The sequence below is a fragment of the Arthrobacter sp. Soil_C_49 genome (assembly GCF_057656635.1).
Genome location: NZ_JBDGJZ010000011.1, coordinates 68,694 through 92,247 on the forward strand (window position 1 = coordinate 68,694; position 23,554 = coordinate 92,247).

General features: G+C 66.5%; 17 protein-coding genes and 2 tRNA genes. 6 read left to right on the forward strand and 13 right to left on the reverse strand.

The window, feature by feature from the left end; translation table 11 throughout:
• Positions 1–3 precede the first annotated feature (3 nt).
• The 5 genes from AC3A4Z_RS16715 to AC3A4Z_RS16735 form a co-directional block, all read right to left on the reverse strand.
• Complete coding sequence (locus tag AC3A4Z_RS16715) at positions 4–672, reverse strand: TetR/AcrR family transcriptional regulator (RefSeq protein ID WP_498712775.1); 669 nt, start codon at positions 670–672, stop codon at positions 4–6.
• Positions 669–2,705: a YhgE/Pip family protein gene (locus tag AC3A4Z_RS16720; RefSeq protein WP_498712776.1), complete on the reverse strand. Its 2,037-nt coding sequence runs from the start codon at positions 2,703–2,705 to the stop codon at positions 669–671. The genes AC3A4Z_RS16715 and AC3A4Z_RS16720 overlap by 4 nt, the downstream gene beginning before the upstream one ends.
• The gene (locus AC3A4Z_RS16725) at positions 2,702–3,445 is read right to left on the reverse strand and encodes an ABC transporter ATP-binding protein (RefSeq protein ID WP_498712777.1); all 744 of its coding nucleotides are present in this window, start codon (positions 3,443–3,445) and stop codon (positions 2,702–2,704) included. Before AC3A4Z_RS16725 ends, AC3A4Z_RS16720 begins: the two co-directional genes overlap by 4 nt.
• Before the next feature lie 64 nt (positions 3,446–3,509).
• On the reverse strand, positions 3,510–4,964 hold the full coding sequence (locus AC3A4Z_RS16730; RefSeq protein WP_498712778.1) for a dihydrolipoyl dehydrogenase family protein: 1,455 nt from the start codon (positions 4,962–4,964) through the stop codon (positions 3,510–3,512).
• Between the two features lie 88 nt (positions 4,965–5,052).
• A tRNA-Arg gene (locus AC3A4Z_RS16735) sits at positions 5,053–5,126 on the reverse strand.
• 277 nt (positions 5,127–5,403) lie between these two features.
• On the opposite strand from AC3A4Z_RS16735, the gene AC3A4Z_RS16740 reads away from it, so the two are divergent.
• Complete coding sequence (locus AC3A4Z_RS16740) at positions 5,404–7,230, forward strand: phosphoenolpyruvate carboxykinase (GTP) (RefSeq protein ID WP_498712779.1); 1,827 nt, start codon at positions 5,404–5,406, stop codon at positions 7,228–7,230.
• Positions 7,231–7,395: 165 nt separating this feature from the next.
• Here AC3A4Z_RS16740 and AC3A4Z_RS16745 read toward each other — a convergent pair whose 3' ends face one another.
• From AC3A4Z_RS16745 to AC3A4Z_RS16760, 4 genes are all read right to left on the reverse strand, one after another.
• A complete protein-coding gene (locus AC3A4Z_RS16745) occupies positions 7,396–8,556 on the reverse strand; it encodes a globin domain-containing protein (protein WP_498712780.1) in 1,161 nt (386 codons plus the stop codon).
• A 183-nt stretch (positions 8,557–8,739) separates the two neighbouring features.
• Positions 8,740–9,189, reverse strand: a complete 450-nt coding sequence (locus tag AC3A4Z_RS16750) for an RrF2 family transcriptional regulator (RefSeq protein WP_498712781.1) — start codon at positions 9,187–9,189, stop codon at positions 8,740–8,742.
• A 15-nt stretch (positions 9,190–9,204) separates the two neighbouring features.
• Positions 9,205–9,705, reverse strand: coding sequence for a hypothetical protein (locus AC3A4Z_RS16755; RefSeq protein ID WP_498712782.1), 501 nt, complete (start codon positions 9,703–9,705; stop codon positions 9,205–9,207).
• A gap of 8 nt (positions 9,706–9,713) precedes the next feature.
• The gene (locus tag AC3A4Z_RS16760) at positions 9,714–11,132 is read right to left on the reverse strand and encodes a phosphomannomutase/phosphoglucomutase (protein ID WP_498712783.1); all 1,419 of its coding nucleotides are present in this window, start codon (positions 11,130–11,132) and stop codon (positions 9,714–9,716) included.
• Between the two features lie 153 nt (positions 11,133–11,285).
• Here AC3A4Z_RS16760 and AC3A4Z_RS16765 point away from each other — a divergent pair, with 153 nt between their 5' ends.
• Positions 11,286–13,499 (forward strand): RecQ family ATP-dependent DNA helicase, encoded by a 2,214-nt coding sequence (locus tag AC3A4Z_RS16765; protein ID WP_498712784.1) that lies wholly within the window; start codon positions 11,286–11,288, stop codon positions 13,497–13,499.
• 52 nt (positions 13,500–13,551) lie between these two features.
• Here the strand turns inward: AC3A4Z_RS16765 and AC3A4Z_RS16770 are convergent, their stop codons facing one another.
• From AC3A4Z_RS16770 to AC3A4Z_RS16785, 4 genes are all read right to left on the reverse strand, one after another.
• Positions 13,552–14,985 carry an MFS transporter gene (locus AC3A4Z_RS16770; RefSeq protein WP_498712785.1) on the reverse strand — a complete coding sequence of 478 codons (1,434 nt, stop codon included), beginning with the start codon at positions 14,983–14,985 and terminating at the stop codon, positions 13,552–13,554.
• Positions 14,986–15,115: 130 nt separating this feature from the next.
• Positions 15,116–15,203, reverse strand: a tRNA-Ser gene (locus AC3A4Z_RS16775).
• Positions 15,204–15,313: 110 nt separating this feature from the next.
• Entirely contained in the window at positions 15,314–15,838 is a 525-nt protein-coding gene (locus tag AC3A4Z_RS16780) for a GNAT family N-acetyltransferase (RefSeq protein WP_498712786.1), read from the reverse strand.
• A 2-nt stretch (positions 15,839–15,840) separates the two neighbouring features.
• A complete protein-coding gene (locus AC3A4Z_RS16785; RefSeq protein ID WP_498712787.1) occupies positions 15,841–18,084 on the reverse strand; it encodes a prolyl oligopeptidase family serine peptidase in 2,244 nt (747 codons plus the stop codon).
• 85 nt (positions 18,085–18,169) lie between these two features.
• Between AC3A4Z_RS16785 and AC3A4Z_RS16790 the strand changes: the two genes are divergently transcribed.
• The 4 genes from AC3A4Z_RS16790 to AC3A4Z_RS16805 all read left to right on the forward strand — a co-directional run bounded on the left by AC3A4Z_RS16790 (position 18,170) and on the right by AC3A4Z_RS16805 (position 23,531).
• Entirely contained in the window at positions 18,170–20,110 is a 1,941-nt protein-coding gene (locus AC3A4Z_RS16790; protein ID WP_498712788.1) for an FAD/NAD(P)-binding protein, read from the forward strand.
• A gap of 533 nt (positions 20,111–20,643) precedes the next feature.
• A complete protein-coding gene (locus AC3A4Z_RS16795) occupies positions 20,644–21,726 on the forward strand; it encodes an ABC transporter substrate-binding protein (RefSeq protein WP_498712789.1) in 1,083 nt (360 codons plus the stop codon).
• A 3-nt stretch (positions 21,727–21,729) separates the two neighbouring features.
• Entirely contained in the window at positions 21,730–22,632 is a 903-nt protein-coding gene (locus AC3A4Z_RS16800; RefSeq protein WP_498712790.1) for an ABC transporter ATP-binding protein, read from the forward strand.
• The gene (locus AC3A4Z_RS16805; RefSeq protein ID WP_498712791.1) at positions 22,632–23,531 is read left to right on the forward strand and encodes an ABC transporter permease; all 900 of its coding nucleotides are present in this window, start codon (positions 22,632–22,634) and stop codon (positions 23,529–23,531) included. The genes AC3A4Z_RS16800 and AC3A4Z_RS16805 overlap by 1 nt, the downstream gene beginning before the upstream one ends.
• The last annotated feature ends 23 nt before the right edge of the window (positions 23,532–23,554 follow it).

The following is a 23,554-nucleotide window of genomic DNA, read 5'->3' on the forward strand; positions in this document are numbered from 1 at the left end:
CCATCATCCCCGAGGCGGGGCATCCCTCAGCACGTAGCCGCGCATGATGGCCATGATTGCTGCAACGCTTTGGTCACGGGTCCGCTCCGGGTTGTACGTTTGCCGGTCCAGGCCCACCACAAAGCAGGCGCCGAAGATCGCGGTTTCCAGGCTGCCGCGGGACACGGACGGATCCACCGGGTAAACCCTGGCAACCTTTTCCACTGCCCCGCCAATAACTTCCAGGAGCTCGGCGCGGAGGAGGGTAAACGTTCCCTGCCATTCGCTGGGCGTCCGCCAGTTCTCGCTGACCCACAGGCGGGCGAAGGAGGGGTATTCGGCCATAAAGTCCATGGCCTGCCCGATCATGGCTTCCATGGCCAGCAGGGGATCGACGGCGGGAGCCGCAGTCCCCGCCTTCTCCGGCGGGCCCAGGAGCCGTCCCTTGAGGATATCGACGCCGTGACGCAGCAACTGCGCAATGAGGTCCGATTTACTGCCGAAGTTGTAGTAGACCGTTCCCTTGGAAACGCCGGCGGCTGCTGCAATTTCATCAACGGTGACACCCGCCGCCCCGCGCTCACCGATCAGCTCCATCGAGGCGTCGAAGAGCTTTTGCCGCGTGGCTGTGGTCCGGGCAGGACGCAGCTTTTTCGCCGGCACCGGATCCGCTGGTTCCTGGGTGGAGGTCATACGGCGATCTCCGGCTGCAGCGTCTTCAGGGTCCAGAATTTCCCCTTGCGGACCGCGAGCGTGGACATCGTCAGGCCCAGTGCCGTGTACCCCAGGAGGCCCAGCACGGTGGGGAGGATCATCGACAGGTCGGCGCCATAGATCAGATGCCGCATCCCGGTCACCACGTAGCCCATGGGCAGGATCTCGTGCACCACATGCAGGGGCTGGGGAGTGGTCTGCCAGGGGAACGTGCCCCCCGAGGAAACCAGCTGCAGCACCAGCAGGATCAGCACCACCAGCTTGCCCGGGGAACCAAGGAGCGCCACGATTCCCTGGATGATGGCGCTGAAGGCCATGGCCGCCGCCAGCATAAAGAGCCACATCAGGACGGGATGGGCCGCATCCAGGCCCAGCGCGAGGTTAACCACCAGGGTCAGGAGGGTGGCCTGCACTACGGAGACCGCGAAGAAGGGAAGCCAGCCGCCGAGCGCGATCTTCCAAGACCCGGCGTTGGACGCCAGGGCCCGCTGGGTGAGGGGCCGCATGGCCTGCACCAGCATAAAAACGCCGATCCACAGGGCAAGGGTAAGGAAGAACGGAGCCAGTCCCGCGCCGTAAGACCCGGCCTTCGCCTGCGAAACATTGCTGACCGCCACGGGATCGGCGATCACCCGGGACAGGTTGCTCTTCTGGGCATCATCAGGGTTGGGAACCTGCCCCGCGCCCTTGCCGATTTCATCCGCGAGGGTCCGTGAACCGTCAGCGGCCGTGCCTGCCCCCTGTGCGAGCTGCGCCGCGCCGTCGTCCACTTTATGTGCCCCCTGGGCGAGAGCCGCGGCGCCGTCCACTGCCGTCTGCTCGCCGGTTGCGAGTGTCGCCGCGCCGGTGTGGAGCTGGTCGGCGCCGCCGGAGGCCTGCCCGATAGCCTCCTTCAATGCCGGGGTGGCTCCGGCAAGCTGGGCGGCCCCCACGCTGACGGCCTCGGAACCGTCCGCCAGTTGCTGGATCTGGGCAGCGTCGGTCTGGATCTTTGTCTTGGCAGCTGCCACCGGGCTTGAGGCTGCCACCGCATCGAAGTCGGACAGGATGCTGTCCGCCTGGGCCTGGGTAAGAACACCGGCTGCGATGAGCCGGTTGTTTGACTCCACTACCCGGGTGCGCAGGCCCTGGTCCGCTGCTTCGAGCTGCGCCGTGACGTCCTGGACCTTGGTGTTCAGCTGGGCGTTGCCGGCAGCCACCTGCGCGGCGCCTGCCGCCAGGGTCTGCGTATCGCTGGGCAATGTTGCCGTCTTGTCCTTGAGGACGGACAGCCCGCTGCTCAGCTGGCCTGCGCCGTCGGTCAGCTGGTTGGCGCCGTCACGAAGCTTCAGCTGCCCGGCGTAAAGCTCGTCGGATCCGCTGGCCAGGCTGGTGGTTCCCTCGTGCAGGGTTGCTGTACCGTCCCGGAGGGCGGCAACGCCGTCGGCAAGCTGGCCGGCGCCGTCGGCTGCCTTGACCATCTGGGTGTGGATGGTGCCAAAGCCGGTGAGCAGCTGGTTGGCCGTCTCTTCACCCACGTCTGCCGCTACAGTACTGTGCACCGAGGTGGTCAGCTTGTCCACGATGGTGCTCAGCAGGTAGTTGTTGGCGTCATTGGTGGTGACGTTGAGCATCGCCTGGCTGGCGGAGTCGAAGCTGCCGGGGGAGACGAGGTGGGCCGAGAAGTCCTCCGGGATCTTCAGGGCGAAGGCGTACTTGCCGCTGCTGACCCCCTCATCGGCCTGCTGCCCGCTGGACACCGGGATCCAGTGGAAGACGTTGCCCTCCACCAGGCTGTCGGCGACTTTCTTACCCGCTTGCAGCTCGGTGCCGTCGCTGGCGGTGGCGCCGGCGTCCTCAACCACCAGGGCCGCGTCGATCTGGTCCAGGTTGCCGTAGGGGTCCCAGTTGGCGTACAGGTACACCGCGCCGTACAGCAGGGGGACCATGGTGAGTGCGAGGATGGTCAACTTGGGCAGCAGCCCGCCGGTCATCCGTTTGAGCTCTGAGCGGGCGAGCCGCAAAACAGTCACTTGGCATCCTCGGTCTCGAATTCAATTGCCTGTACTTCCCGGCGCCCCTCCGGCACTTCGCGGGCTTCACGAGGTGCTTCCGCAGACTCGGCTTCCTCCCGCAGCGCTTGGGCTGGGGTTTCCGCGTTGCCGATGGTGGCAGAGGAGCCAGACCACGACGGCGGCAGGGAAGCTACGGTTGCAACGACGGCAAGCGGCCTCCCGGCGTCGGCCGCCAGCTGCTCGAGGCGCGGCAGCCAGTTGGCTGCGTCGGCAGTGTGCCGGTCGGGGGAGTCCACCACCAGCACGTCCGTGTGTGGGTTCGCCAGCGCCAGGGCCGTCAGGAGTTCCAGCCTGCGCAGGGGGTCCAGCTGCTCGATCCACTGGTCCGCAATGTCCTCGAAGCTGTTCACCTTGAGCCAGGGGCTGCTGAGCAGCGCACCGCGGTAGCGGCGCGGAATCAAGGCGAGGTCCTCCGTAACGAGGTCGCGGACGCTGAGGTGGCGCTCGGGCTCATTGACGCCTGGAGAATCGACGAGGGCGCTGGCCAGCCGGACCTGCCGGATGCCGCGGCTGCCGTCCCAACTGACGGACCCGGTGGTGGTTTTCATCCGGCCGCTGAGCACCAGTGCCAGCGCGGTGCGGTGGTCCTGCCGTTCTCCGGACACGAGGATCAGTTCACCCCGCCTGACCTCGAGCGAGGTATCGGGAAGCAGGGGGTCGCGGCGGCCGCGGACATGGAGCTGCTGGGCAGAGAGCAAGAAAAGCCTTTCACGGACGGTTGCTCCATCCAGTGTATCTAAACTGACCAGTCAGTTCAAATAGTTAGAGCCCGTACTTTTCGAGAAGGCGCAGCCAGACTTCGCTGATGGTGGGGTAGGAGGGAACGGCATGCCACAGCCGGTCCATGGGCACCTCGCCCACTACTGCGATGGTTGCCGCGTGCAGAAGCTCCGCCACATCCGGCCCGGCAAAGGTGGCTCCCAGCAGGACCTGGCGGTCTTCATCGATCACCAGCTGGGCCCAGCCCTCATAGTTTTCCGAATGGAGCGAGGACCCCGCCACCTGGATCGGGAGTTCCACGGAGGAGGCGTTGTAGCCGTCTTTTTGGGCTGTCTCGAGGGTGCGCCCCACGGCGGCAAGCTCCGGATCGGTGAAGACAACACCTGGCACAGCGTGCTGGTTGGCGGTCTGGGCGAAACGGCTCCAGTCCCGGGCAACGCCCGTCAGCTCCCCCTTGGCGCGGGCGGCAATGGCGTCCCCGGTGGCACGTGCCTCGTACTTGCCCTGGTGCGTGTACAGGTTCTTGCCGGCAGCGTCACCCACGGCATAAAGCCAGGGCTCCGCTCCAGGGGCTCCGTCAACCAGGCCTGAATTGTCCGTGCTGAGTTTGAGGTGTCCTGCTTCATCGGGCTCGAAGCCCACGCTCTCCAGCCCCAGCCCCTCCAGGGCGGGGTGGCGTCCCGTGGCCACCAGGACCTTGTCCGCTGCCACCCTGGAACCGTCGGCAAGCTGCAGGCTGAAGGAGCCGTCGTCGTTCTCGCTGATGCTGTCCGTGGCGGTGTTGAGCCGGATCTCCACGCCGTCCGCCCGCAGCCCTGCCGCGACCAGTTTGGCAGCCTCCACCGGGAAGCTTCGCAGCAGCCCGCTGCGCGCCACAAGGGTCACGCTGGAACCCAGCCTGGCGAAGGCCTGCGCCAGTTCCGTTCCGGCAACGCCGCCGCCGAGCACCACCAGGCGGCGCGGAACTTCCTTGGCGGAGGTGGCCTCGCGGGTTCCCCACACCTGCACGTCCTCAATGCCTTTAATGGGGGGAGTGTTGGGCGCGGAGCCGGTGGCCAGCACCACCGCATGGCGCGCCTGGAGCTGGTAGGAGTTGCCGTCCAGTCCGGCTACTTCCACGGACCTTGGTGCGGTCAGCCAGGCATGGCCGCGGATGAGTTCGATGCCTGTATCGTCCAGCCACTTCACCTGGCCGTCGTCCTGCCAGTTGGACGTCATATAGTCGCGGTACTTCAGGACGGCTGCGGCATCAAGGGTGCGGGTGACTGCTTCCTTGGCGCCCGGCGTCGTCTGGGCCCCGTGGAGGGCTGTGCCGGGACGGAGCAGGGCCTTGGACGGCATGCATGCCCAGTAGGAGCATTCCCCGCCCACCAGTTCCGCTTCCACCACCACGGCCGTAAGCCCGCCTTGGACCACCCGGTCCGCCACATTTTCCCCCACGGCGCCGGCGCCGATCACCACAACATCAAATTCGCGCAGTACTGCCTCAGGCATCATGGGGAAAGCCTACGCCGGGCGGGCTGCCGGCAAGGTTGCGGCACAACGCAAAAGGTCCGCACCGGCGAACCGGTGCGGACCTTGTCTGTGCGCCCAAAGGGATTCGAACCCCTGACCTTCTGTTCCGTAGACAGACGCTCTATCCAGCTGAGCTATGGGCGCATCTCGTGTTCCTGGAGAAGAACCGCTCTCCCTGAACCTCGAATTACTTTACGCGAGGGTTGGCCGCGATGCCAAATCGAGAAGCGTGTAATCTCCACAACTAGACCGGTATAGGTGACCTTCGTCACTTAATTGCCGCGATCTGCGGTCAAATTCCTTGATTTTGCGCGGAATTGCATTTCTGCAGTCACCAAACGTCAGCATACGTCCAAAAAACTCCAGTGGTCCGGACCATAGCATTTAGCACACACCGATGAACCCGAGGAAGGGAACCGCAATGGGCGATCTGGCGCAGAAGCCGCTGCTTGATAACGCACCCACTACACATGCCGGTCTGCTGGCATGGGTCGAGGAGGTTGCTGAGCTTACGCAGCCGGACCGTATCTACTGGGTGGATGGCTCCGAAGAGGAGAACACCCGGCTCACCGATGAACTGGTGGCCGCGGGAACCCTGACCCGCCTCAACCAGGAGCTCTTCCCCAACTCCTTTGCCGCCTTCTCCGATCCCGCGGACGTAGCCCGCGTGGAGGAGCAGACCTTCATCTGCTCCGAGAACAAGCACGACGCCGGCTTTACCAACAACTGGATGCCCCCGGCCCAGATGAAGGAAAAGCTCCGCGGCCTGTTCGCCGGCTCCATGCGCGGCCGCACCATGTACGTCATTCCGTTCGTTATGGGCCACCTTGACGCAGAGGACCCCAAATTCGGCGTCGAGATCACGGACAGCGCCTACGTTGTCGCCTCGATGCGCATCATGGCCCGCATCGGCACCGATGTCCTGAACCGCATTACCGAAACCAACGCCTTCTTCGTTCCGGCTCTGCACTCCCTGGGCGCGCCGCTGGAAGCCGGCCAGGCTGATGTCCCGTGGCCGTGCAACCCGGACAAGTGGATTGTCCACTTCCCCGAGGAACGGTCCATCTGGTCCTTCGGCTCTGGCTACGGCGGCAACGCGCTGCTGGGCAAGAAGTGCTACGCCCTGCGCATCGCTTCGGTCATGGCACGCGATGAGGGCTGGCTGGCCGAGCATATGCTCATCCTCAAGCTCACCTCACCGGAGCAGAAGACGTACTACGTCTCCGCCGCCTTCCCGTCCGCCTGTGGCAAGACCAACCTTGCCCTGCTCGACCCCACCATCAAGGGCTGGAAGGTCGAGACCCTGGGTGACGACATCACCTGGATGCGGTTCGGCAAGGAAGGCGAACTCCGGGCCGTCAACCCCGAAGCAGGCCTCTTTGGCGTTGCTCCCGGAACGGGCTGGGGCACCAACCCCAACGCCATGCGTGCCATCGCCAAGGGCAACAGCATCTTCACCAATGTTGCATTGACCGACGACGGCGGTGTCTGGTGGGAGGGCATGACGGAGGAAGTGCCCGCGCACCTGACCGACTGGCAGGGTAACTCCTGGACGCCGGATTCGGACAAGCCCGCAGCGCACCCGAACTCCCGTTTCTGCACCCCGATCGACCAGATCGACATGCTGGCCGAGGAGTACCACAGCCCGAACGGCGTTGAGCTGTCCGCCATCCTGTTCGGCGGCCGGCGCAAGACCACCATCCCGCTGGTCACCGAGGCCCGCAGCTGGTCCAACGGCATCTTTATGGGCGCCACCTTGTCCTCGGAAACCACTGCTGCCGCAGCGGGTGCCGTGGGTGTGGTCCGCCGCGACCCGATGGCCATGCTGCCCTTCATCGGCTACGACGCAGGAGACTACCTGAACCACTGGGTAAACCTGTCCGCCAAGGCCAACCCCGAGCGGCTGCCCAGGATCTTCCTGGTCAACTGGTTCCGCCGGAACTCCGAGGGCGGCTTCGCGTGGCCCGGATTCGGTGACAACGCCCGGGTCCTCAAGTGGGCCATCGAGCGACTCGAGGGCAAGGCTGATGCCGTGGAGACGCCCATCGGTTTCGTCCCCACCGGTGACTCCATCGACCTCGAGGGCCTGGACATGACCCCCGCGCAGGTGGAGGAAGCCGTCAAGGTTGATCCCACGGAATGGGCTGCGGAACTTGCCTCGATCGAGGAATGGTTCGCGAACTTCGGCGGCTCGCTGCCGGACGCCCTCCAGTCCGAGCTTGTGAACCTGAAGTCCCGGCTGGCTTAACGCCATCAGGACAACGGCGTCCTGAAGTACGACGGCGGCCCCGCACCTTTCGCTGGAAAGGTGCGGGGCCGCCGTCGTGATGTCCGGAGTTTTTGTCCAGCTATGCAGGCTTCAGGGGCCTTTAGGTCCGCAAATCTGGACAAAAACTCCAAGGGCTGTGGGGACTCAGCTGGCCAGCCAGATGTCCGGGCCGAACACCTCGTAGTGGATCCGCGTTGCCGGAATGCCGGCGTTGATGGCCTCGTTCCGGATGTTCTTCATAAACGGCAGCGGGCCGCACAGGTAAAGGGATGCATCGGCCGGAAGGTCCACCTCGCGCAGCGACATAAAGCCTTCCCTGGCCCCCGCTTCCGGCTGTTCCAGCCACAGCTGCAGTTCGGCGCCGTCCAGGCGTTCGACGTCGTCCGTCATCTGGCTGCGCAGCGCCCAGTTGTCCAGGGTGCTTTCCGCATGGAGCACCAGTACCTGCCGGTCGGAACCGGCCTCGGCCAGTGACCGCAGGATCGAGGCCGTGGGGGTGCAGCCGATGCCGGCGGAGGCCAGCACCACGGGGCCGTCGCCGTCCTTCAGGGTGATCTCTCCGTACGGGTTGGAAATCTCCAGGAGGTCTCCCACCTGCACACTCCTGTGGAGCACGGGCGAAACCTCACCGCCGTCGTCAATTTTCGTCGTGAAGCTGCGGCTGGTTCCCGCCTCGCCGGAGAGGGAGTACTGCCGCACCTGGCGGAGGCCGTCCGGCAGGACCACCTTGACGCTGATGTACTGGCCGGGAAGGGCAGGTGTCACCGGGGTGGCGTCCGCCGGCTCAAGGGTGAAGGTCATTGACCCGGCGCCGGCGGGGTTCTTTGCTGCCACGCGCCAGGGCATCCACATTTTGTCGTTGGCCTGGCCTGCGTACAGCGCCTTTTCAAGCTTGATCAGCGCGTCCGCCATCAGCCAGTACACCTCGGTCCAGGCTTCGGCGATTTCGGGCGTGATCACCTCCGCCAGGTCTTCGGCGATGGCCGCGAAGAGGTGCTCGTAGACCACCTGGTACTGCGGCTCGGTGATGCCCAGCGACGCGTGCCGGTGGGCGATGCGGGACAGGACCGTCTCGGGAAGCGTGCCCGGATTGTTGACGAGGTGTGTGGCGAAGGCCGCAATGCTCCCGGCCAGCGCCTGCTGCTGGTTGCCCGAACGCTGGTTGGACCGGCTGAAAACGCCGTCCAGGAGTCCGGGGTGCGCGGCGAAGAGCCGCTGGTAGAACTTGGGCGTGATGGCGCCGATACGGGAACCAACAAGCGGCAGCGTGGCCTCGATGACCGGGCGGGATTTGTCCGAGAGCATAGGAACTCCTGAGGTAGCGGCCGGGGCCTTCGTCCGGCCTTAGCGAATACCTGCATAAGAAATGCGTGTATTCATATTCCAATTTCTACACCTCGTAGAAGTTGGAATCAAATCAGCACTGCCGCTGTGCGACATGTGCTTGAGCGAGGGAAAACCTAAAGGCAGGCGCCGTAAGACCGTCAGCTACAGACCGGGCCGGAGGCCGATCATTTCGAAGACGGGCTCCATCTGCCGGGAGACCGGAAGATCGGCGATCACGACGCCGTCGAGCTCCCGGTAGAAGGCTTCGCGGGCCCGTGACAGCGCCGAGCGGAGCTTGCATTCACTGAGAAGGGGGCAGTTGCCGCCGGGGGCCACGCACTCTGCCGCGTCCGTCCGGGTGTCGAGTTGCCGGAGGATTTGTCCCACCGTGGCAATCCGGCCGGCGTGGCTTAGCCGGGAACCGCCGGTCCGGCCCCGTTCCACTTCGATCAGGCCAAGTTTCCGAAGCTTGGCCATGGCCTTGCTGACGTGGTTGTAAGGCGTCCCTACTGTATCGGCGATGTTCTGGGTGGTGAGCAGCGTCCCGCCGGGAGCGGCGGCCAGCACCATCAGCGCCCGGAGGCTCACGTCGGCAAATGCGTTGATCTTCATCAGCCGGTCCCCGGTCTAGTCCACCCAGATGGTGGGCTCGCTGGCATCGGCCGCAAGCTCGCCGAACTGCCACGTCCGGGTCGCGCCGTCGGCCGAGTATGGCAGCACGGCCGCGAAGACCTGGCCGTCGCGGTGCTCCGTTGCCACATGGATGGCGTCCGACTCTTCCTCCACCAGGAGGATGTCGCAAACCACCGCGGCGGCCCGGAAATCTTCCCGGTTCTGCCGCAGCAGGGCGGTGAGGTCGCTGATCATGCCGTCGGCGTCGAAGTCGCCGTCGGAACCTTCTTCCGCATCCGCCGGCGTAACGGCAACCAGCCGCACCTCACCGTCGTTCTGCACCGTCAGCGCGAAGGGCAGGAAGCCGCCGTTGCGCTGCAGCTGCTCCTGCGCGGCACTGATACCCGTCCCCAGGAGGTTCTCAAGGTCGGTGGCAGTGCTATCCGCGACGGAATCCCGCCACGATGGCTGACCGCCGGTGCCCGATCCGGAGTCCGGTTCCTTGTCCTCGGCCATCAGCAAGGCTAGGCCCGGACGATCGACAGGACGTGGTCGCGGATCCGCTCCATCGTGGGACGGTCGGTGGCCTCGACGTTGAGCCGCAGGAAGGGCTCGGTGTTGGACGGGCGCAGGTTGAACCAGTAGGTGCCGTCGTTGGCCGTGAACGTGCTGCCGTCCATCGTGTCGATCGTGAGGTCTTCGCCCGCGAAGGCCAGCCGTACACGCTCCACGGCTGCTGCCTTATCCTCTACTTCGGAATTGATTTCACCGGACGACACGTAAGGCTCGTACTCGCGGCCCAGTTCGGAGAGCGGACCGTCCTGCTCGCCGAGGGCGGCCAGGACGTGCATCGCGGCCAGCATGCCCGTGTCCGCGTTCCAGAAGTCACGGAAGTAGAAGTGGGCTGAGTGCTCGCCGCCGAACACCGCTCCTTCCTCTGCCATGACCGCCTTGATGAAGGAATGGCCAACGCGCGTACGGACAGCCCGGCCGCCGTCGTGCTCCACGAGTTCAGCCACGGCGCGGGAGGTGAGGAGGTTGTGGATAATCGTGGGCGTTGTTTCGCCCAGTGCCTTGGCGCGGGCGATTTCGCGGCGGGCCACCATACCGGTGATGGCCGACGGCGAGACGGGTTCGCCCTTCTCGTCGATGACGAAGCAGCGGTCGGCGTCACCGTCGAAGGCCAGCCCGATGTCCGCGCCATGCTGAAGGACTGCTGCCTGCAGATCGCGGAGGTTTTCCGGCTCCAGCGGGTTGGCGGGGTGGTTGGGGAAGGAGCCGTCCAGCTCGAAGTACAGGGGAACAATGTCCAGGGGCAGTTTGGGGAGCAGGGCGTCGCCCAGCACCGCCGGGGTGGTCAGGCCAGCCATGCCGTTGCCTGCGTCCACCACGACCTTCAAGGGGCGTGAGCCGGACAGGTCCACGAGCTTGCGGAGGTACTCGGCGTAGTCCTTGAGGACGTCGCGGACGCTGATCTGCCCGCGCTGTTCAACGGCCGGGATGCTGCCGGTGTTCAGGTACTGCTCGGCCAGGGCCTGGATGTCCTTGAGGCCGGTTTCCGAAGAGATGGGCACGGCTCCGGCCTTGGACATTTTGATGCCGTTGTAACCGGCGGGGTTGTGGCTGGCGGTGAACGTGGCCCCGGCACGGTTGAGGTAGCCGCAGGCGAAGTAGAGCTCGTCGGTGGAGATCAGGTCCAGGAGCTCGACGTCGGCGCCGCGGGCCACTGCACCGTTGGCGAAGGCCTTGCTGAACTCGGGGGAGGAGGGGCGCATGTCGCCGCCGACCAGGATGGTCTGGCCCTGGAGCTGCAGGATATCCACGAACGCGGCCCCCACGGCTTCGACGATTTCGGCCGTGATCGACTCGCCCACGATGCCACGGACGTCGTACGCCTTGAAGGATGCCGAGAGGTCAAAAGTCGTTGTCTGTTCGCTAGTCACGGGCTTTATCTTACGTGGGCCGTGAAGGTGCCTGTGGAGGACGGGTTGGCGGCGCTTCATGTGACGCCGGATCCCGACGCCCCCTGGTTCCGGGTGTCCACATAGCAGCGTCCTCCGGTGCCGGGTGTCAGGGGCGGCTGGGATACTGAATCAATGGTCGATAACCAGTACGCCACAGCAACTTCCGAACCTGCCTTTGACGAGTCCGTGCCGGAGGCTGCACCTTCCGCTTCCACGTCCGCAACTTCCCGCGAAGCACTTGAGGTTCTCCGCGAGCTTGTGGGGCACCCGGAGGCTGCCTTCCACGAGGGACAGTTTGAAGCCATTGAGGCGCTGGTCGACGGCGGCCGGCGGGCCCTGGTGGTCCAGCGCACCGGCTGGGGAAAGTCCGCCGTCTACTTCGTCGCGTCCCTGCTGCTGCGCCGCCGCGGCGCAGGGCCCACCCTCATCGTCTCGCCGCTCCTGGCCTTGATGCGTGACCAGGTGGCTGCCGCCGCCCGCGCCGGCGTCCGCGCCGTTGCCATCAACTCCGCCAACCAGCTGGAGTGGGACGCAGTCCGTGAACAGCTCGCCGCGGACCAGGTGGACGTCCTGCTGGTCTCCCCGGAACGGCTCACCAACCCGTCCTTCCGGGAAACCCAGCTGCCGGAGCTGATCCGGCGGACAGGCCTGCTGGTAATCGACGAAGCGCACTGCATCTCCGACTGGGGCCACGACTTCCGCCCTGACTACCGCCGCATCGCGGACCTGATCACCCAACTGCCGGACACCGTTCCGGTGCTCGCCACCACGGCCACCGCCAACTCCCGGGTGGTCCATGACATCGAGGAACAGCTCGGGGACGGGGTCCTCACCATCCGTGGTTCGCTGGGACGTGACTCATTGCGGATGGGCGTCCTGTCCCTGCCGGACTCGAAGCAGCGCCTGGGCTGGCTCCTGACCCACCTGGCTGACCTTCCCGGGAGCGGCATCATCTATACCTTGACCGTGTCCGCTGCCGAGGACACTGCACGGCTCCTCGCCGAGGCCGGCCACCATGTGCTGGCCTATACCGGCCGGACGGATCCGGCGGACAGGGAGCGTGCCGAGCAGCTGCTGAAGGACAACGAGGTCAAGGCCCTGGTGGCCACCTCGGCATTGGGGATGGGCTTCGATAAACCGGACCTCGGCTTTGTGGTCCACCTGGGGGCGCCGTCGTCCCCGGTGGCGTACTACCAGCAGGTTGGCCGTGCAGGCCGAGGCGCGGCAAACGCCGACGTCCTGCTGCTCCCCGGCTCGGAGGACCGGGACATCTGGCAGTACTTTGCCACTGCTTCCATGCCGTCCGAGGAAAAAGCCGCGGCGGTCCTCACTGCCCTGGGTGAAGCCGGAACGGCGCTCTCCACGGTGGCCCTGGAGGCGCGCGTGGACCTCCGCCGTACCCCCCTGGAGCTGCTGCTCAAAGTCCTGTCCGTTGACGGCGCCGTTGAGCGGGTGGGCGGCGGCTGGCGGGCCACCGGGCAGCCGTGGATCTACGACGCCGAGCGGTACCAGCGGATTGCCGAGGCGCGCGTGGACGAGCAGGACTCCATGCTGATCTACCAGGACACCGCAGGGTGCCGGATGGAGTACATCACCTCCGTCCTCGACGACGAAACTGCCAAGCCCTGTGGCCGGTGCGACAACTGCGCGGGCCGGTGGTTCCCGGCAGAGATTGCAGAGGATGCCACAGCGGCGGCCAGCCAAACGCTAAGCAGGGCAGGCGGGGTCCTCGAGGCCCGTCTGCAATGGCCCAGCGGCATGGACCGGCTTGGTGTTCCGGTCAAGGGAAAACTCAAACCGGGGGAGGGCGTCGCGGAGGGCCGTGTCCTGGCAAGGCTCACCGACCTCGGCTGGGGCGGCGCACTGCGCGAACTCTTCGCTGCGGGAGCGGAAGACCGGCCGGTGGATCCGGGGATGCTGCAGGCCTGCGTGCAGGTCCTGCGGGAGTGGGGCACCGGCGATGCACGCACTCCGGGCTGGAGCGGTGCCGGCAGGCCGGCCGCCATCGTCAGCATTCCCTCCCGGAGTAAACCGCAACTGGTGGAGTCGCTGGCCCGGGGAATCTCGGAGATCGGCCGCATTCCGTACCTGGGCACCCTGGAACTGGCCCACGGCGGTCCCACGGGTGGCCGTGGCGGCAACAGCGCCTACCGGTTGGCCGGGGTCTGGGACCGCCTCGTTGTCGGGCCCGGGCTTGAGGCTGCGCTGGGTGGCATCAACGGCCAGGCCGTGATGCTGATTGATGACCTGACGGACAGCCGGTGGACCCTGACCGTGGCAGGGCGCGCCCTTCGACAAGGCGGAGCCGGAGCAGTGCTTCCACTGGTGCTGGCCCAGGCCGGCTGAGGCAAGGGCAGCGGTCCGGGGTGGGGTGACGGCGCCGGCTGGTGAAGCTGGCTCAGGCCCGCTGGGCCTTGCGTTGGCTGACTTCGGCTCCGGCGTGGCGCGGGAGGAAGATGCTGTCCGCTGTGCTGGCCAGCATCAGCACCGTCATGGCCAGGAAAGCCCCGCGGAATGGTCCTGCAGCGTCGCCGGGAAAGGTGCCCAGCCCGTCGAAAACCCTGATCAGGAGGGCGCCTACGGCGATGCCTGCGCCCGTGGCGAGCTGCACCAGCGTGGCGGATACAGTGTTCGCCGATGTCAGCTGCGCGGGTCCGATGTCCGCGTACTGCACTGAGGCGTATGCCGAGAAGCCAATGGAGCGGAAGGCGCCGCTGCAAACCAGCAGGGCAAACGTGAGCGCCTGTGGCGTGTCCGGGGTCAGCAGTGCGCACATGGCAAACGTGGCGGCGGAAGCGAGCGAGGCGAACACCAGCATCGCCCGGAATCCGAAGCGCCGGATCAGCGGTGTTGTGGCCGGTTTGATGCCGATGTTGCCGATGAAAACTGCCGCCACCATCGCTCCGGCGTGCAGCGGGGACCAGCCGAAGCCGGCCTGGAACATCAGCGGCAGGAGGAAGGGAACCGAGCTGATGGTCAACCGGTAGATGAAGCCGCCGGTCGCCATCGCCCGGAACGTGCGGGTAGTGAACACGCCAAGGTCGAAGAGCGGGTTGCGCGTCCGTCGCATCCACAGCACGGCACAGGTGAGGAACACTGCACCGGAACCGGCACTCAGAGCCGCCCAGGGGGCCTCCGGGTGGGCGCTCACCAACTCAAGGCCCACCACAAGGGCACCCACGCCCAGGGTGGTGAGGAGCAGCCCCAGCCAGTCCAGCCGCCGACCCGGATCACCGGCCACTGCAGGGACAAGGCGCAGCGCGGCAATGAACGCCGCAGCTCCAAGCGGAAGGTTGATCAGGAAGATCCAGTGCCAGGACAGGTAGGTGGTCAGGGCGCCGCCCACCAGAGGGGCGAGGACGGGTGCCAAAAGCCCTGGCCACACCAGGAACGCCGTGGCGCGGAGCAGGTCGGCCTTGGGCGTGCCCCGAAGGACCAGGAGGGTGCCGACCGGGACCATCATGGCCCCGCCAAACCCCTGCGCGATCCGGCTGAGGGTGAGCACCGGGAGGTCCTGGCTCAGCGAACACGCCAGGGAAGCAAGGGTGAAGATGGCGATGGCCAGGCAGAACACCCGGCGCGCGCCAAGCCTTTCGGCCAGCCAGCCGCTGAACGGGATGCCCATGGCAACAGTCAGCAGGTAGGCCGTCATGGTGATGTTCACGTCCGCGGCCGGGACGTGGAAGTCGGAGGCGATGTTGGGGATGGCCGTGGTGAGGACCGTGCCGTCGAGGAACTCCATGAAGAAGGTGGCGGCCACCAGCAGGGCCAGGCGGGGGCTCCATGCCTGGGTGGTGCCGGGCGCGTTGTCCACCGTGTTGCTTGCTGCCATCTGCCCATCCTCCCATCGCCGTTGCCCAGGCAACTGCAGGTGTCCGTACCCCGGACGGGACGAGGGTGTGGCGTGCCGCAACACTCCCCGGGAACGCAAAAGGCCCCGGTCAGGGACCGGGGCCAAAACGCGGAGACGGGGGGATTTGAACCCCCGGTGGAGTTGTGCCCCACACTTCATTAGCAGTGAAGCCCATTCGGCCGCTCTGGCACGTCTCCAATTGCTATTCCTAGCCCACCAAGGATACGCAGATCCGGGCACCCAGTGCAAAACGGGCCGCCGGGACTGCGAAAAGCACTCCGGGGGCCGCCGGAAGAAGGCGCGGGAACTAGCGAAGGGGCGCCTGCCGGGGCCGTACCATCCTGATTTCCCGCAGGTTTTCCCACTCCGGGATGACGTCCGCGGCGCCGTCGGCGGCAAAACCGAAGTGCCCGTAAAAACTGATGGCCCGCGCATTGTCCGCCGCCACCCACAGGCTCGCAGCCTCGCCGTCCAGCGCTGCCTCAAGGAGGCGCCGTCCCAGGCCCTGCCCCTGGTGTGACTCCAACAGGTACAACCCCCAGAGTTCCAGGTCCCCGGACGACGGCGGCACAAAGCCGTGCGAAGCAGCACCTGGCTCCCGCCGGACGCCGGCGAATCCCACCACGGTGCCGGCGTCGGTTGCCACCCAGGCGTCAGCCGGCTCGGCTGCTTGCAGCAAGTGGCGCCACAGGGGCAGCCGGGAAACGGGGTCCTGCGACGCGAGGAATTCCCCGGACAGCATGCCGCGGTACGTCTCCTGCCAGCAGCGGACATGCACCTCCGCCAGACGCTCCACATCGCCGGCCGCAGCCCGGCGCACCTCCAATGCCAAGGCTACGAAGCCCCGCCGGCCAGCGCCTTCCAGAGGAAGTGGTGGCTTCGGGCCTGCAGCGCAGCGGCCTGCCGGTTGTCCGAAGCTCCGGCGTGCCCGCCCTCCAGCGCTTCGTGGAACCAGACGTTGGGGATGCCCATGGCAAGCATGCGGGCAGCCATTTTCCGCGCCTGCACCGGGCCCACCCGGTCGTCCGAGGTGGCCGTCCAGATAAACGTTTCCGGGTACTCCACCCCGTCCTTGAGCAGGTGGTACGGAGAAAAGGTGCGGATGTACTCCCACTGCTCCGGGACATCCGGGTCGCCGTACTCGGCGATCCAGGAGTGGCCCGCGGAGAGCCTGGTGTAGCGCCGCATGTCCAGCAGCGGCACGCCGCAGGAGACGGCCCCGAACAGTTCCGGGTATTGGGTCAGCATGTTTCCCACCAGCAGGCCGCCGTTGGATCCGCCCACGCAGCCCAGCCGTTCCGGCGAGGTGACGCCGCGGGAGATGAGGTGCCGGGCTACGGCTGCGAAGTCCTGGTAGGCCTTGTGCCGGTTTTCCTGCAGGGCGGCCCGGTGCCAGGAGGGCCCGTATTCGCCGCCGCCGCGGATGTTCGCCACCACGTACACGCCGCCGCGGGAGTGCGGCGCCTCCCCGTTGGTGCCCGCGGACAGGGACGTCCGGCGTTCCAGCCACGCCCTGCCCACGGTGCCGCTGTACGCGGGGGTGCGGGAGACCTCAAAACCGCCGTACCCGGACAGCTGCGTGGGGTTCTGCCCGTCCAGGGCCAGGTCCCGCGAGGCCACCTGGAAATAGGGAACCCGGGTGCCGTCGTCGGACACGGCGAAGTGCTGCTGCACTTCATAGTCTTCGTCGGCAAAGAACGACGGCGACGTCTTCACTACGGCGTGCCGGCTCACCACTCCAGTAGTCCCGTCAGCGGCGCGCTCCAAGGTGCCCCGCATCAGGGTGCTGGGCGTGGTGAAACCCGTGGCGACGAGCCAGAAGTCGTCGCCCGCACCGCCGTCGGCCTCGTCTTCGTCGTCCACGGCGTAGGCGTTGACGTCGTGCAGCGGCGGGCAGGCATCGAGCAGCGAAAACTCCCAGGCCGCCTCCGGGGAAGCGCCGGGCCGGGACGGATCAAGCACCCGGATCTCGGAGGACACGTCCTTCAGGAGATTCAGCAGCAGGAAATTCCGGGTCCAGCTCCAGGACTGCAGGGATGTGTTGGCGTCGGGCGTGAACAGCGCCGAAATCTTCCGCGAGCCCGCCAGGTAGTCCTCAAACGGAGCGGCGAGGAGCGAACCCGCCGGGTAAGTGACGCCGTCGAGCCCCCAGTCCTTCTGGGGCCGGAACAGCAGCCATTCGCGGTGCGCGCTGACGTTGACGTCGGTGGGAACATCGATCACCACCCAGGAGCCATCCCGCAGCACCGCGTTGCTGCGGTTGTAGAAATCGATGTAGTCAACGGCGAAGGTCCGTTCGAAGCCGGGCGTCGAGTCATGCGCCACCACGGCCATCATGTGGTTCTCGGGCACCTCAAACAGGCGGGGTGCGCCGGGCAGCGAGCCGCCGCGCTTGAGGGTGACGGCGGTCCGGGCGTAGGAGGAAGCCGTCCGCGGAAGTCCCTCTGCCGTGGAGGCCACCAGGAGGGTGTCCGCGTCGAGCCAGGAAACGTGGCCCTTCGCCGTCGGCAGGTCAAAGCCGCCCTGCGCCGGGTCCACGAAGGTCCGCGTTTCGACGTCGAATTCCCGGTACCGGTTGGCGTCGCCGCCGTCCGGGGACAGTGCCAGGAGCGCGTGCCGGTAGGGCTCGCCGGCGGCCGGGCGGAGGAAGGTTGCGCCGTGGAAGACCCATTCCTCGCCTTCAGCGGCGGACATGGCGTCGACGTCCAGCAGGACGTCCCAGTCCGGCGCATCCGTGCAGTAGCTCTCCCAGGTGGTGCGGCGCCAGAGGCCCTTGGGATTCTGCTGGTCCTTCCAGAAGTTGTAGTACCAGTCGCCGCGCTTGCCCACCATGGCGATCCGGTCCGTGGAGTCAAGCACCTCCAGGATGCTGCCCTCCAGCTGCACGTAGTCGGCGTCCTCCAGCAGGTCCTCCGTGCGGGAGTTCTGCTCCTTCACCCAGGCAAGCTGTTCCTCACCGTAGATGTCCTCAAGCCAGACGTTCTCGTCCGTGGGCTCGGGCGCGATGCCCTGCGGGTCGGTGCCGGATGTGTTGCCGAAACCGGGAGCGGGCGCTGGATCAGCTGCAGTGGTGGTCATGCGCCCCATCCAAACAACATCCGCAGACGGCTGGCAAGTCAAGCGCCCGGCGCAGACTTTGTTTCCAGCCCGTACGCTGGATGCCGTGGAAATAACGCAAAGCATCCGGACCGCCATCATCGGGGCAGGTCCGCGGGGCACCAGCGTCCTGGAACGCCTGCTGGCCCGTTGCGCGGCGCAGAACGCTTCCGGGTCCGGCCCGGTGCGCCTCCACATCGATGTGGTCGATCCCTATCCCGCGGGCCCCGGGCACGTGTGGCAGCCGCAGCAGTCCCGGCTGTTCCTGATGAACACCCAGTCCTTTTATCCCACCCTGATCCCCGAGGACCCTGAACTGGCGCCGCCCATCGCCGGCACCACCTTCGAACAGTGGCGGGCCCGGCAGCGGCGCAACCCCGCGCCGTCCCTGACCGAGGAAGAGCTCGCAGAGCTGGCCGTCCTGGAAGCCACCGATTTCCCCAGCCGCGCCCTCTACGGCCGCTACCTCCGCGGCGTTGTGGAGGAGCTGACCAGCAACCTGCCCGACGGCGTCAGCATCGACTTCCACGAAACGGCCGCGTTATCGGTGCGCCCCTCGGGGGACGGAACGTACGACGTCGGCCTGGCCACCGGAACGACGCTTCGCACCGGCTCCGTGGTGCTGGCGCTGGGCCATATCCCGTCCCGGCTTAACCCCGAACAGCGGGAGCTGCAGGCCGCGGCGGAGCAATTGGGCCTGCAGTACTTGCCGCCGGCGGTGCCTGCGGACGTGGACTGGTCCCGGATTCCATCCGGCGAACCCGTGCTGGTCAGGGGCATGGGCCTGAACTTCTTCGACATCATGGTCCAGCTGACCGAGGGGCGGGGCGGAAAATTCCTCAGCAATGGCACGGGGCTCCGCTACGAGCCCTCGGGCCAGGAACCGCATATCATTGCCGCCTCCCGGCGCGGAACGCCGTACCGTGCCAAAGCGGCCCTGAACGGCTATTACCCGGAATCGGTCACCCTGCGGTACTTCACGGAGGCGGCGCTGGAACGCTTCCGCACCGCCGGCATCCGCCCGGCATTCGACCACGACTTCTGGCCGCTCCTGCACCGCGATGCGCTTTGGGCGTACTACTCAACCCTGGTGCGCTCGCAGCCGAACGCCGTACCTGACTCCGCGGCCTTCCTCGCCGCGCTGGACGAAGCCCTCCATCCGCACGCGCACAGCGCAGCGAACTGGGAGGACAGCGTGGAAAGCGTGCTCGCCGTCCACGTGGGCCCCCGGCACCGACTGGACCTGCCCGGTCTGGCCGGGCCCCTGGCCGGACGCTCGTTTGCTTCGCGCGCCGAACTGGACACCGCCGTCGTGGACTACCTGCTGGACGATGCCCGCCGGTCCGCGCTCGGCGAGGACGACCCCGTGAAGATGGCCATCGGTGCCCTCCACCACGGACGCGCCGTCCTGAAGGCAGCAGTGGCCGACGGCGGCATCACCGACGAATCCTGGGTGGCTGGATTGCGTGGCTGGTTCGAGTCGTTCGTGGAAGGGCTGGCCAGCGGGCCGCCCGCCCTGCGCGCCGAGCAGCTTGCCGCGCTGGCCAAGGCAGGCGTGGTGAGCTTCGTGGGACCCGACCCCAAGTTCGCCGTGGACCGGAAAAACCGCGTCTTCACGGCGGCTTCGCCCTGGGTCGCCGCTGCCCCGGTGACCGCAAAGACCATGGTGGAAGCCCTGGCGCCCGGCAACAGGGTCTCCGCCAACGATTCCCCGGTCCTGGAACAGCTGCTGGCGGACGGGCTGGTGCGGCCGAGGCTCATGATGACCGTGGAGGGCGCCCCCGTGCAGTCCACCGGCCTGGATGTTGTGCCGCACCCGTACCGGCCCCTCGCAGCCAACGGTTCCGTGACCGAGGGACTGTACGTGCTGGGACTGCAGCTCTCCTCGGTCCAGTGGGGCACCGCCATCGCCGCCGAGGCCTTCCAGCCGGGCGGTCCGAATTACCGCAGCGGCCAGCGGACCCTGCGCGACGCCGACGAAATCGCGGGCGCAATCCTCACCTCCTGACCCTGGAGTTTTTGTCCAGGTATGCAGGGTTCGAGGCCTCCCAAGTCTGCATACCTGGACAAAAACTCAGGGCTGCGTGAGGGCGTGGATCTGTAACACTGTGGCGCTCGCGGCAGAAATATTGTGACTTCCCAGCACGCCGGTGAGCCGCTGCAGGCCGCTGTGACTTGCGCCGGTGGTCGCCAGCCCCGCGGATCCGGCCGCCCGCACGCCGTGTTCGTTGCGCCCTGAAGTCGTGGCGGGACATCACGTGGCCGCATGTGACCCTGCGTGGCCGGGTTTCCTTACCGGGCATTAACCGGTATTTCGGCATGCGGCGTTGCGTGTCCCAACGTGTCAGCAGGCAACCACATGGAACGTCCCGTGACGCTGCACGTCCTGCAATTTCCCCGGATTTCCTGCGGTTAACCCGCCTCTTCTGCCCCGGAATCTTTCCTGTTCTAGTTGTCCCCACGGCCACCCCGGCCCGGATCCCCAACCGCACCGGACCCAACTGAACCGGCCCCAAACGAAACAGCAGAAAGAACAGCATCATGAAAAACGGACTCCTCCCCAAACGGCACCGCCCCGCCGCCGGCGTGGCAGCAGCCATCGCTGCCGCCGCGGCACTCACGCTGGCGTTGTCAGGGTGCGGCGGGCCGGCGACGGCCCAGCAGGGCGGGACCAGTGGCGGCACGGAAACCAAAACCGTCCGTTACCAGGGTTCGCCCAACAGCGTCGCGCTGCTGGAAGTGGCTGAAGACCTGGGCTACCTGGGCGACGTCAAGCTCGAATGGGTCAGCAACACCACCAGCGGTCCCCAAAGCATCCAGTCCGTCGCTACCGACCAGACGGACATCGGCGGAGCGTTCACCGGCGCGGTCATCAAGCTGATCGAGGCCGGCGCCCCGGTCCAGGCGGTCATCAACTACTACGGCGAGGACAAGGACACCTTCACCGGGTACTACGTGGAGGAAGGAAGCCCGATCAAAACCCCCAGGGACCTGATCGGCAAGAAAGTCGCCGTCAACACCCTCGGCGCCCACCACGAAGCGGTCATCACCACCTACCTGAAGAACAGCGGGCTCACGCCCGAGGAGATCAAGCAGGTGCAACTCGTAGTGGTGCCGCCGAACGAAACCGAGGTGGCGCTCCGCAAGAAACAGGTGGACGTTGGCACCCTGGGCGGCGTGCTCCAGGACCGCGCGCTCGCCGAGGGCGGTATCCGGGCCCTGTTCACCGACGTCGGGGTCGTTGGGGGACCGTTCGACGCCGGCCAGTATGTCCTGCGCAAGGACTTCATCGCGAAGAACCCCGAAACCAGCCGCACCGTAGTGACGGGCGTGGCCAAGGCCATCGAATGGGAGCGCACCACCCCGCGCGAGCAGGTGATCGCCAAGTTCGAGGAGATCATCGCCAAGCGCGGCCGGAATGAGAGCACCGAAGCATTGAAGTACTGGAAGAGCGTGGGTGTGGCCTCACCCGGCGGGCGGATACAGGACCAGGACTTCACCCGGTGGGAGGACTACCTGAAGTCCGCCGGGATCATCAACGGCGCCCTGGACACCGCAAAGCTCTACACCAACGAGTTCAACCTGCTGGAAACCTCCGCGCCGGCAGCAACTTCCAAAGGATAGAAGATGACTCCCAAGATCAGCCTTCAAAACGTGACCAAGGAGTTCGCGGTCCGCCAGGCCAAGGGCCAGGGCGGCGGAAAGGGCAAGCCCGGCTGGCGGCAGGCGGAAGCATCCGTCCTGACAGCACTGTCCGACCTCAGCCTCGACGTTGCTGCCGGCGAATTCCTCACCCTGGTGGGACCAAGCGGTTCCGGCAAAACAACACTGCTGGACCTGCTCGCCGGGCTCTCCAGCCCCACCTCCGGAACCGTCCTGGTGGACGGCAAGCCTGTGACAGGCCCCGGCCAGGACCGGGCCGTCGTTTTCCAGCAGTACGCCCTGTTCCCCTGGCGCACGGCATCGGCCAACGTCTCCATCGGCCTCGAGAACACGGGGCTGTCCAGGAAGGAGCGGGCCGCGAAGGCGAGTGAATTCCTGGACCTCGTGGGCCTGGCCGGGTTCGAGGACCGGTATCCGCACGAATTGTCCGGCGGTATGAAGCAGCGCGTGGCCATCGCCAGGAGCCTCGCCTATGAGCCGGACATCCTCCTGATGGACGAACCCTTCGCGGCCCTGGACGCCCAGACCCGCGAACAGCTCCAGGACGAGCTCCTGCGGATCTGGAAAGCCACGGGCAAGACCATCGTGTTCATCACGCATGGCATCGACGAGGCCGTCTACCTTGGTCAGCGCGTGGCAGTGCTCAGTGCCCGTCCGGGCCGGCTCAAGGAAATTGTTGACATCAACATTCCGGACCGGGACGGCGACGAGGACATCCGCTCCCACCCGGCCTTTGTGGAACACCGCCACCAGGTCTGGTCCCTCCTGCACGACGAGGTCCGGCTGGCCCAGGACTCCGGCCACCGGAAGATCCTTCCGGACGGCACCGCCCCCGACGAAGAGCCCGCTGAAAGGAACGCTGCCTGATGAGCGCACTGCTGACCCCACCACACACGGCGGCCGCCGCCGTCGACCCTTCCCGCCCGGCCGGACCATCACCGCGCGCAACAGAGCAACGTCCGACGGCGGCACCCGGGTTAGCTGCCGTGGCAAGCCTCGCCGCACGGGCCGGCTGGAAGTCCCTCGCCGTGGTGCTGTTCCTTGCCTTGTGGGAATTCGGCCCGACGTTCCTGGCTGCCCCGGCCACCAGGGTGTTCCTTCCGCCGCTGCACGAAGTCCTGGCCGCCGGCGCCCGGCTGCTGGAAACCGGGCAGCTGCAAAGCCACCTCCAGGCAAGCCTGACGCGTTCGGTATCCGGCTTCACCATCGCGGTGGTGTCCGCCGTGGTCCTGGGACTCCTGATCGCCTGGTACGGCTGGCTGAACTCGTTCCTGAACCCGCTCCTGGAGCTGTTCCGCAACACCGCCACGCTGGCCCTGCTGCCGGTGTTCACCCTGCTGCTGGGCATCGGCGAGGAATCGAAAATCACCATCGTGGCCTACGCTGCATTCTTCCCGGTGCTGCTGAACACCATTGCCGGTGTCCGGACGGTTGACCCGCTGCTGATCAGGGCCGCCAGGTCCCTGGGGCTGGGCAGCTTCCGGCTCTTCCAGAAGGTGATCCTGCCGTCCGCCGTGCCAACGATCTTCACCGGAATCAGGATGGCCGGAACGTCGTCCATCCTGGTGCTCATCGCCGCGGAGATGGTCGGTGCCAAAGCGGGCCTGGGCTACCTGATCGTCAATTCCCAGATGAGCTTCCTGATTCCGGACATGTACGCCGGCATCCTTACCGTCTCCGTGCTTGGGCTGCTGGTGAACGTCCTGCTCGTTGCACTCGAGCGGCACTTCTCCCGCTGGCGCACCGCCGTCGGCTCCGGCAACTGAGCACCAACCCCATCAACTGAACC

Bases quoted from the DNA above. Each gene is read 5' to 3' on its own strand.
- AC3A4Z_RS16795 (WP_498712789.1), top strand. From the start codon at position 20,644: ATGAAAAACGGACTCCTCCCCAAACGGCACCGCCCCGCCGCCGGCGTG.
- AC3A4Z_RS16765 (WP_498712784.1), top strand. From the start codon at position 11,286: ATGGTCGATAACCAGTACGCCACAGCAACTTCCGAACCTGCCTTTGAC.
- AC3A4Z_RS16805 (WP_498712791.1), top strand. From the start codon at position 22,632: ATGAGCGCACTGCTGACCCCACCACACACGGCGGCCGCCGCCGTCGAC.
- AC3A4Z_RS16755 (WP_498712782.1), bottom strand. From the start codon at position 9,705: ATGGCCGAGGACAAGGAACCGGACTCCGGATCGGGCACCGGCGGTCAG.
- AC3A4Z_RS16730 (WP_498712778.1), bottom strand. From the start codon at position 4,964: ATGATGCCTGAGGCAGTACTGCGCGAATTTGATGTTGTGGTGATCGGC.
- AC3A4Z_RS16745 (WP_498712780.1), bottom strand. From the start codon at position 8,556: ATGCTCTCGGACAAATCCCGCCCGGTCATCGAGGCCACGCTGCCGCTT.
- AC3A4Z_RS16785 (WP_498712787.1), bottom strand. From the start codon at position 18,084: ATGACCACCACTGCAGCTGATCCAGCGCCCGCTCCCGGTTTCGGCAAC.
- AC3A4Z_RS16715 (WP_498712775.1), bottom strand. From the start codon at position 672: ATGACCTCCACCCAGGAACCAGCGGATCCGGTGCCGGCGAAAAAGCTG.
- AC3A4Z_RS16770 (WP_498712785.1), bottom strand. From the start codon at position 14,985: ATGGCAGCAAGCAACACGGTGGACAACGCGCCCGGCACCACCCAGGCA.
- AC3A4Z_RS16750 (WP_498712781.1), bottom strand. From the start codon at position 9,189: ATGAAGATCAACGCATTTGCCGACGTGAGCCTCCGGGCGCTGATGGTG.
- AC3A4Z_RS16800 (WP_498712790.1), top strand. From the start codon at position 21,730: ATGACTCCCAAGATCAGCCTTCAAAACGTGACCAAGGAGTTCGCGGTC.
- AC3A4Z_RS16740 (WP_498712779.1), top strand. From the start codon at position 5,404: ATGGGCGATCTGGCGCAGAAGCCGCTGCTTGATAACGCACCCACTACA.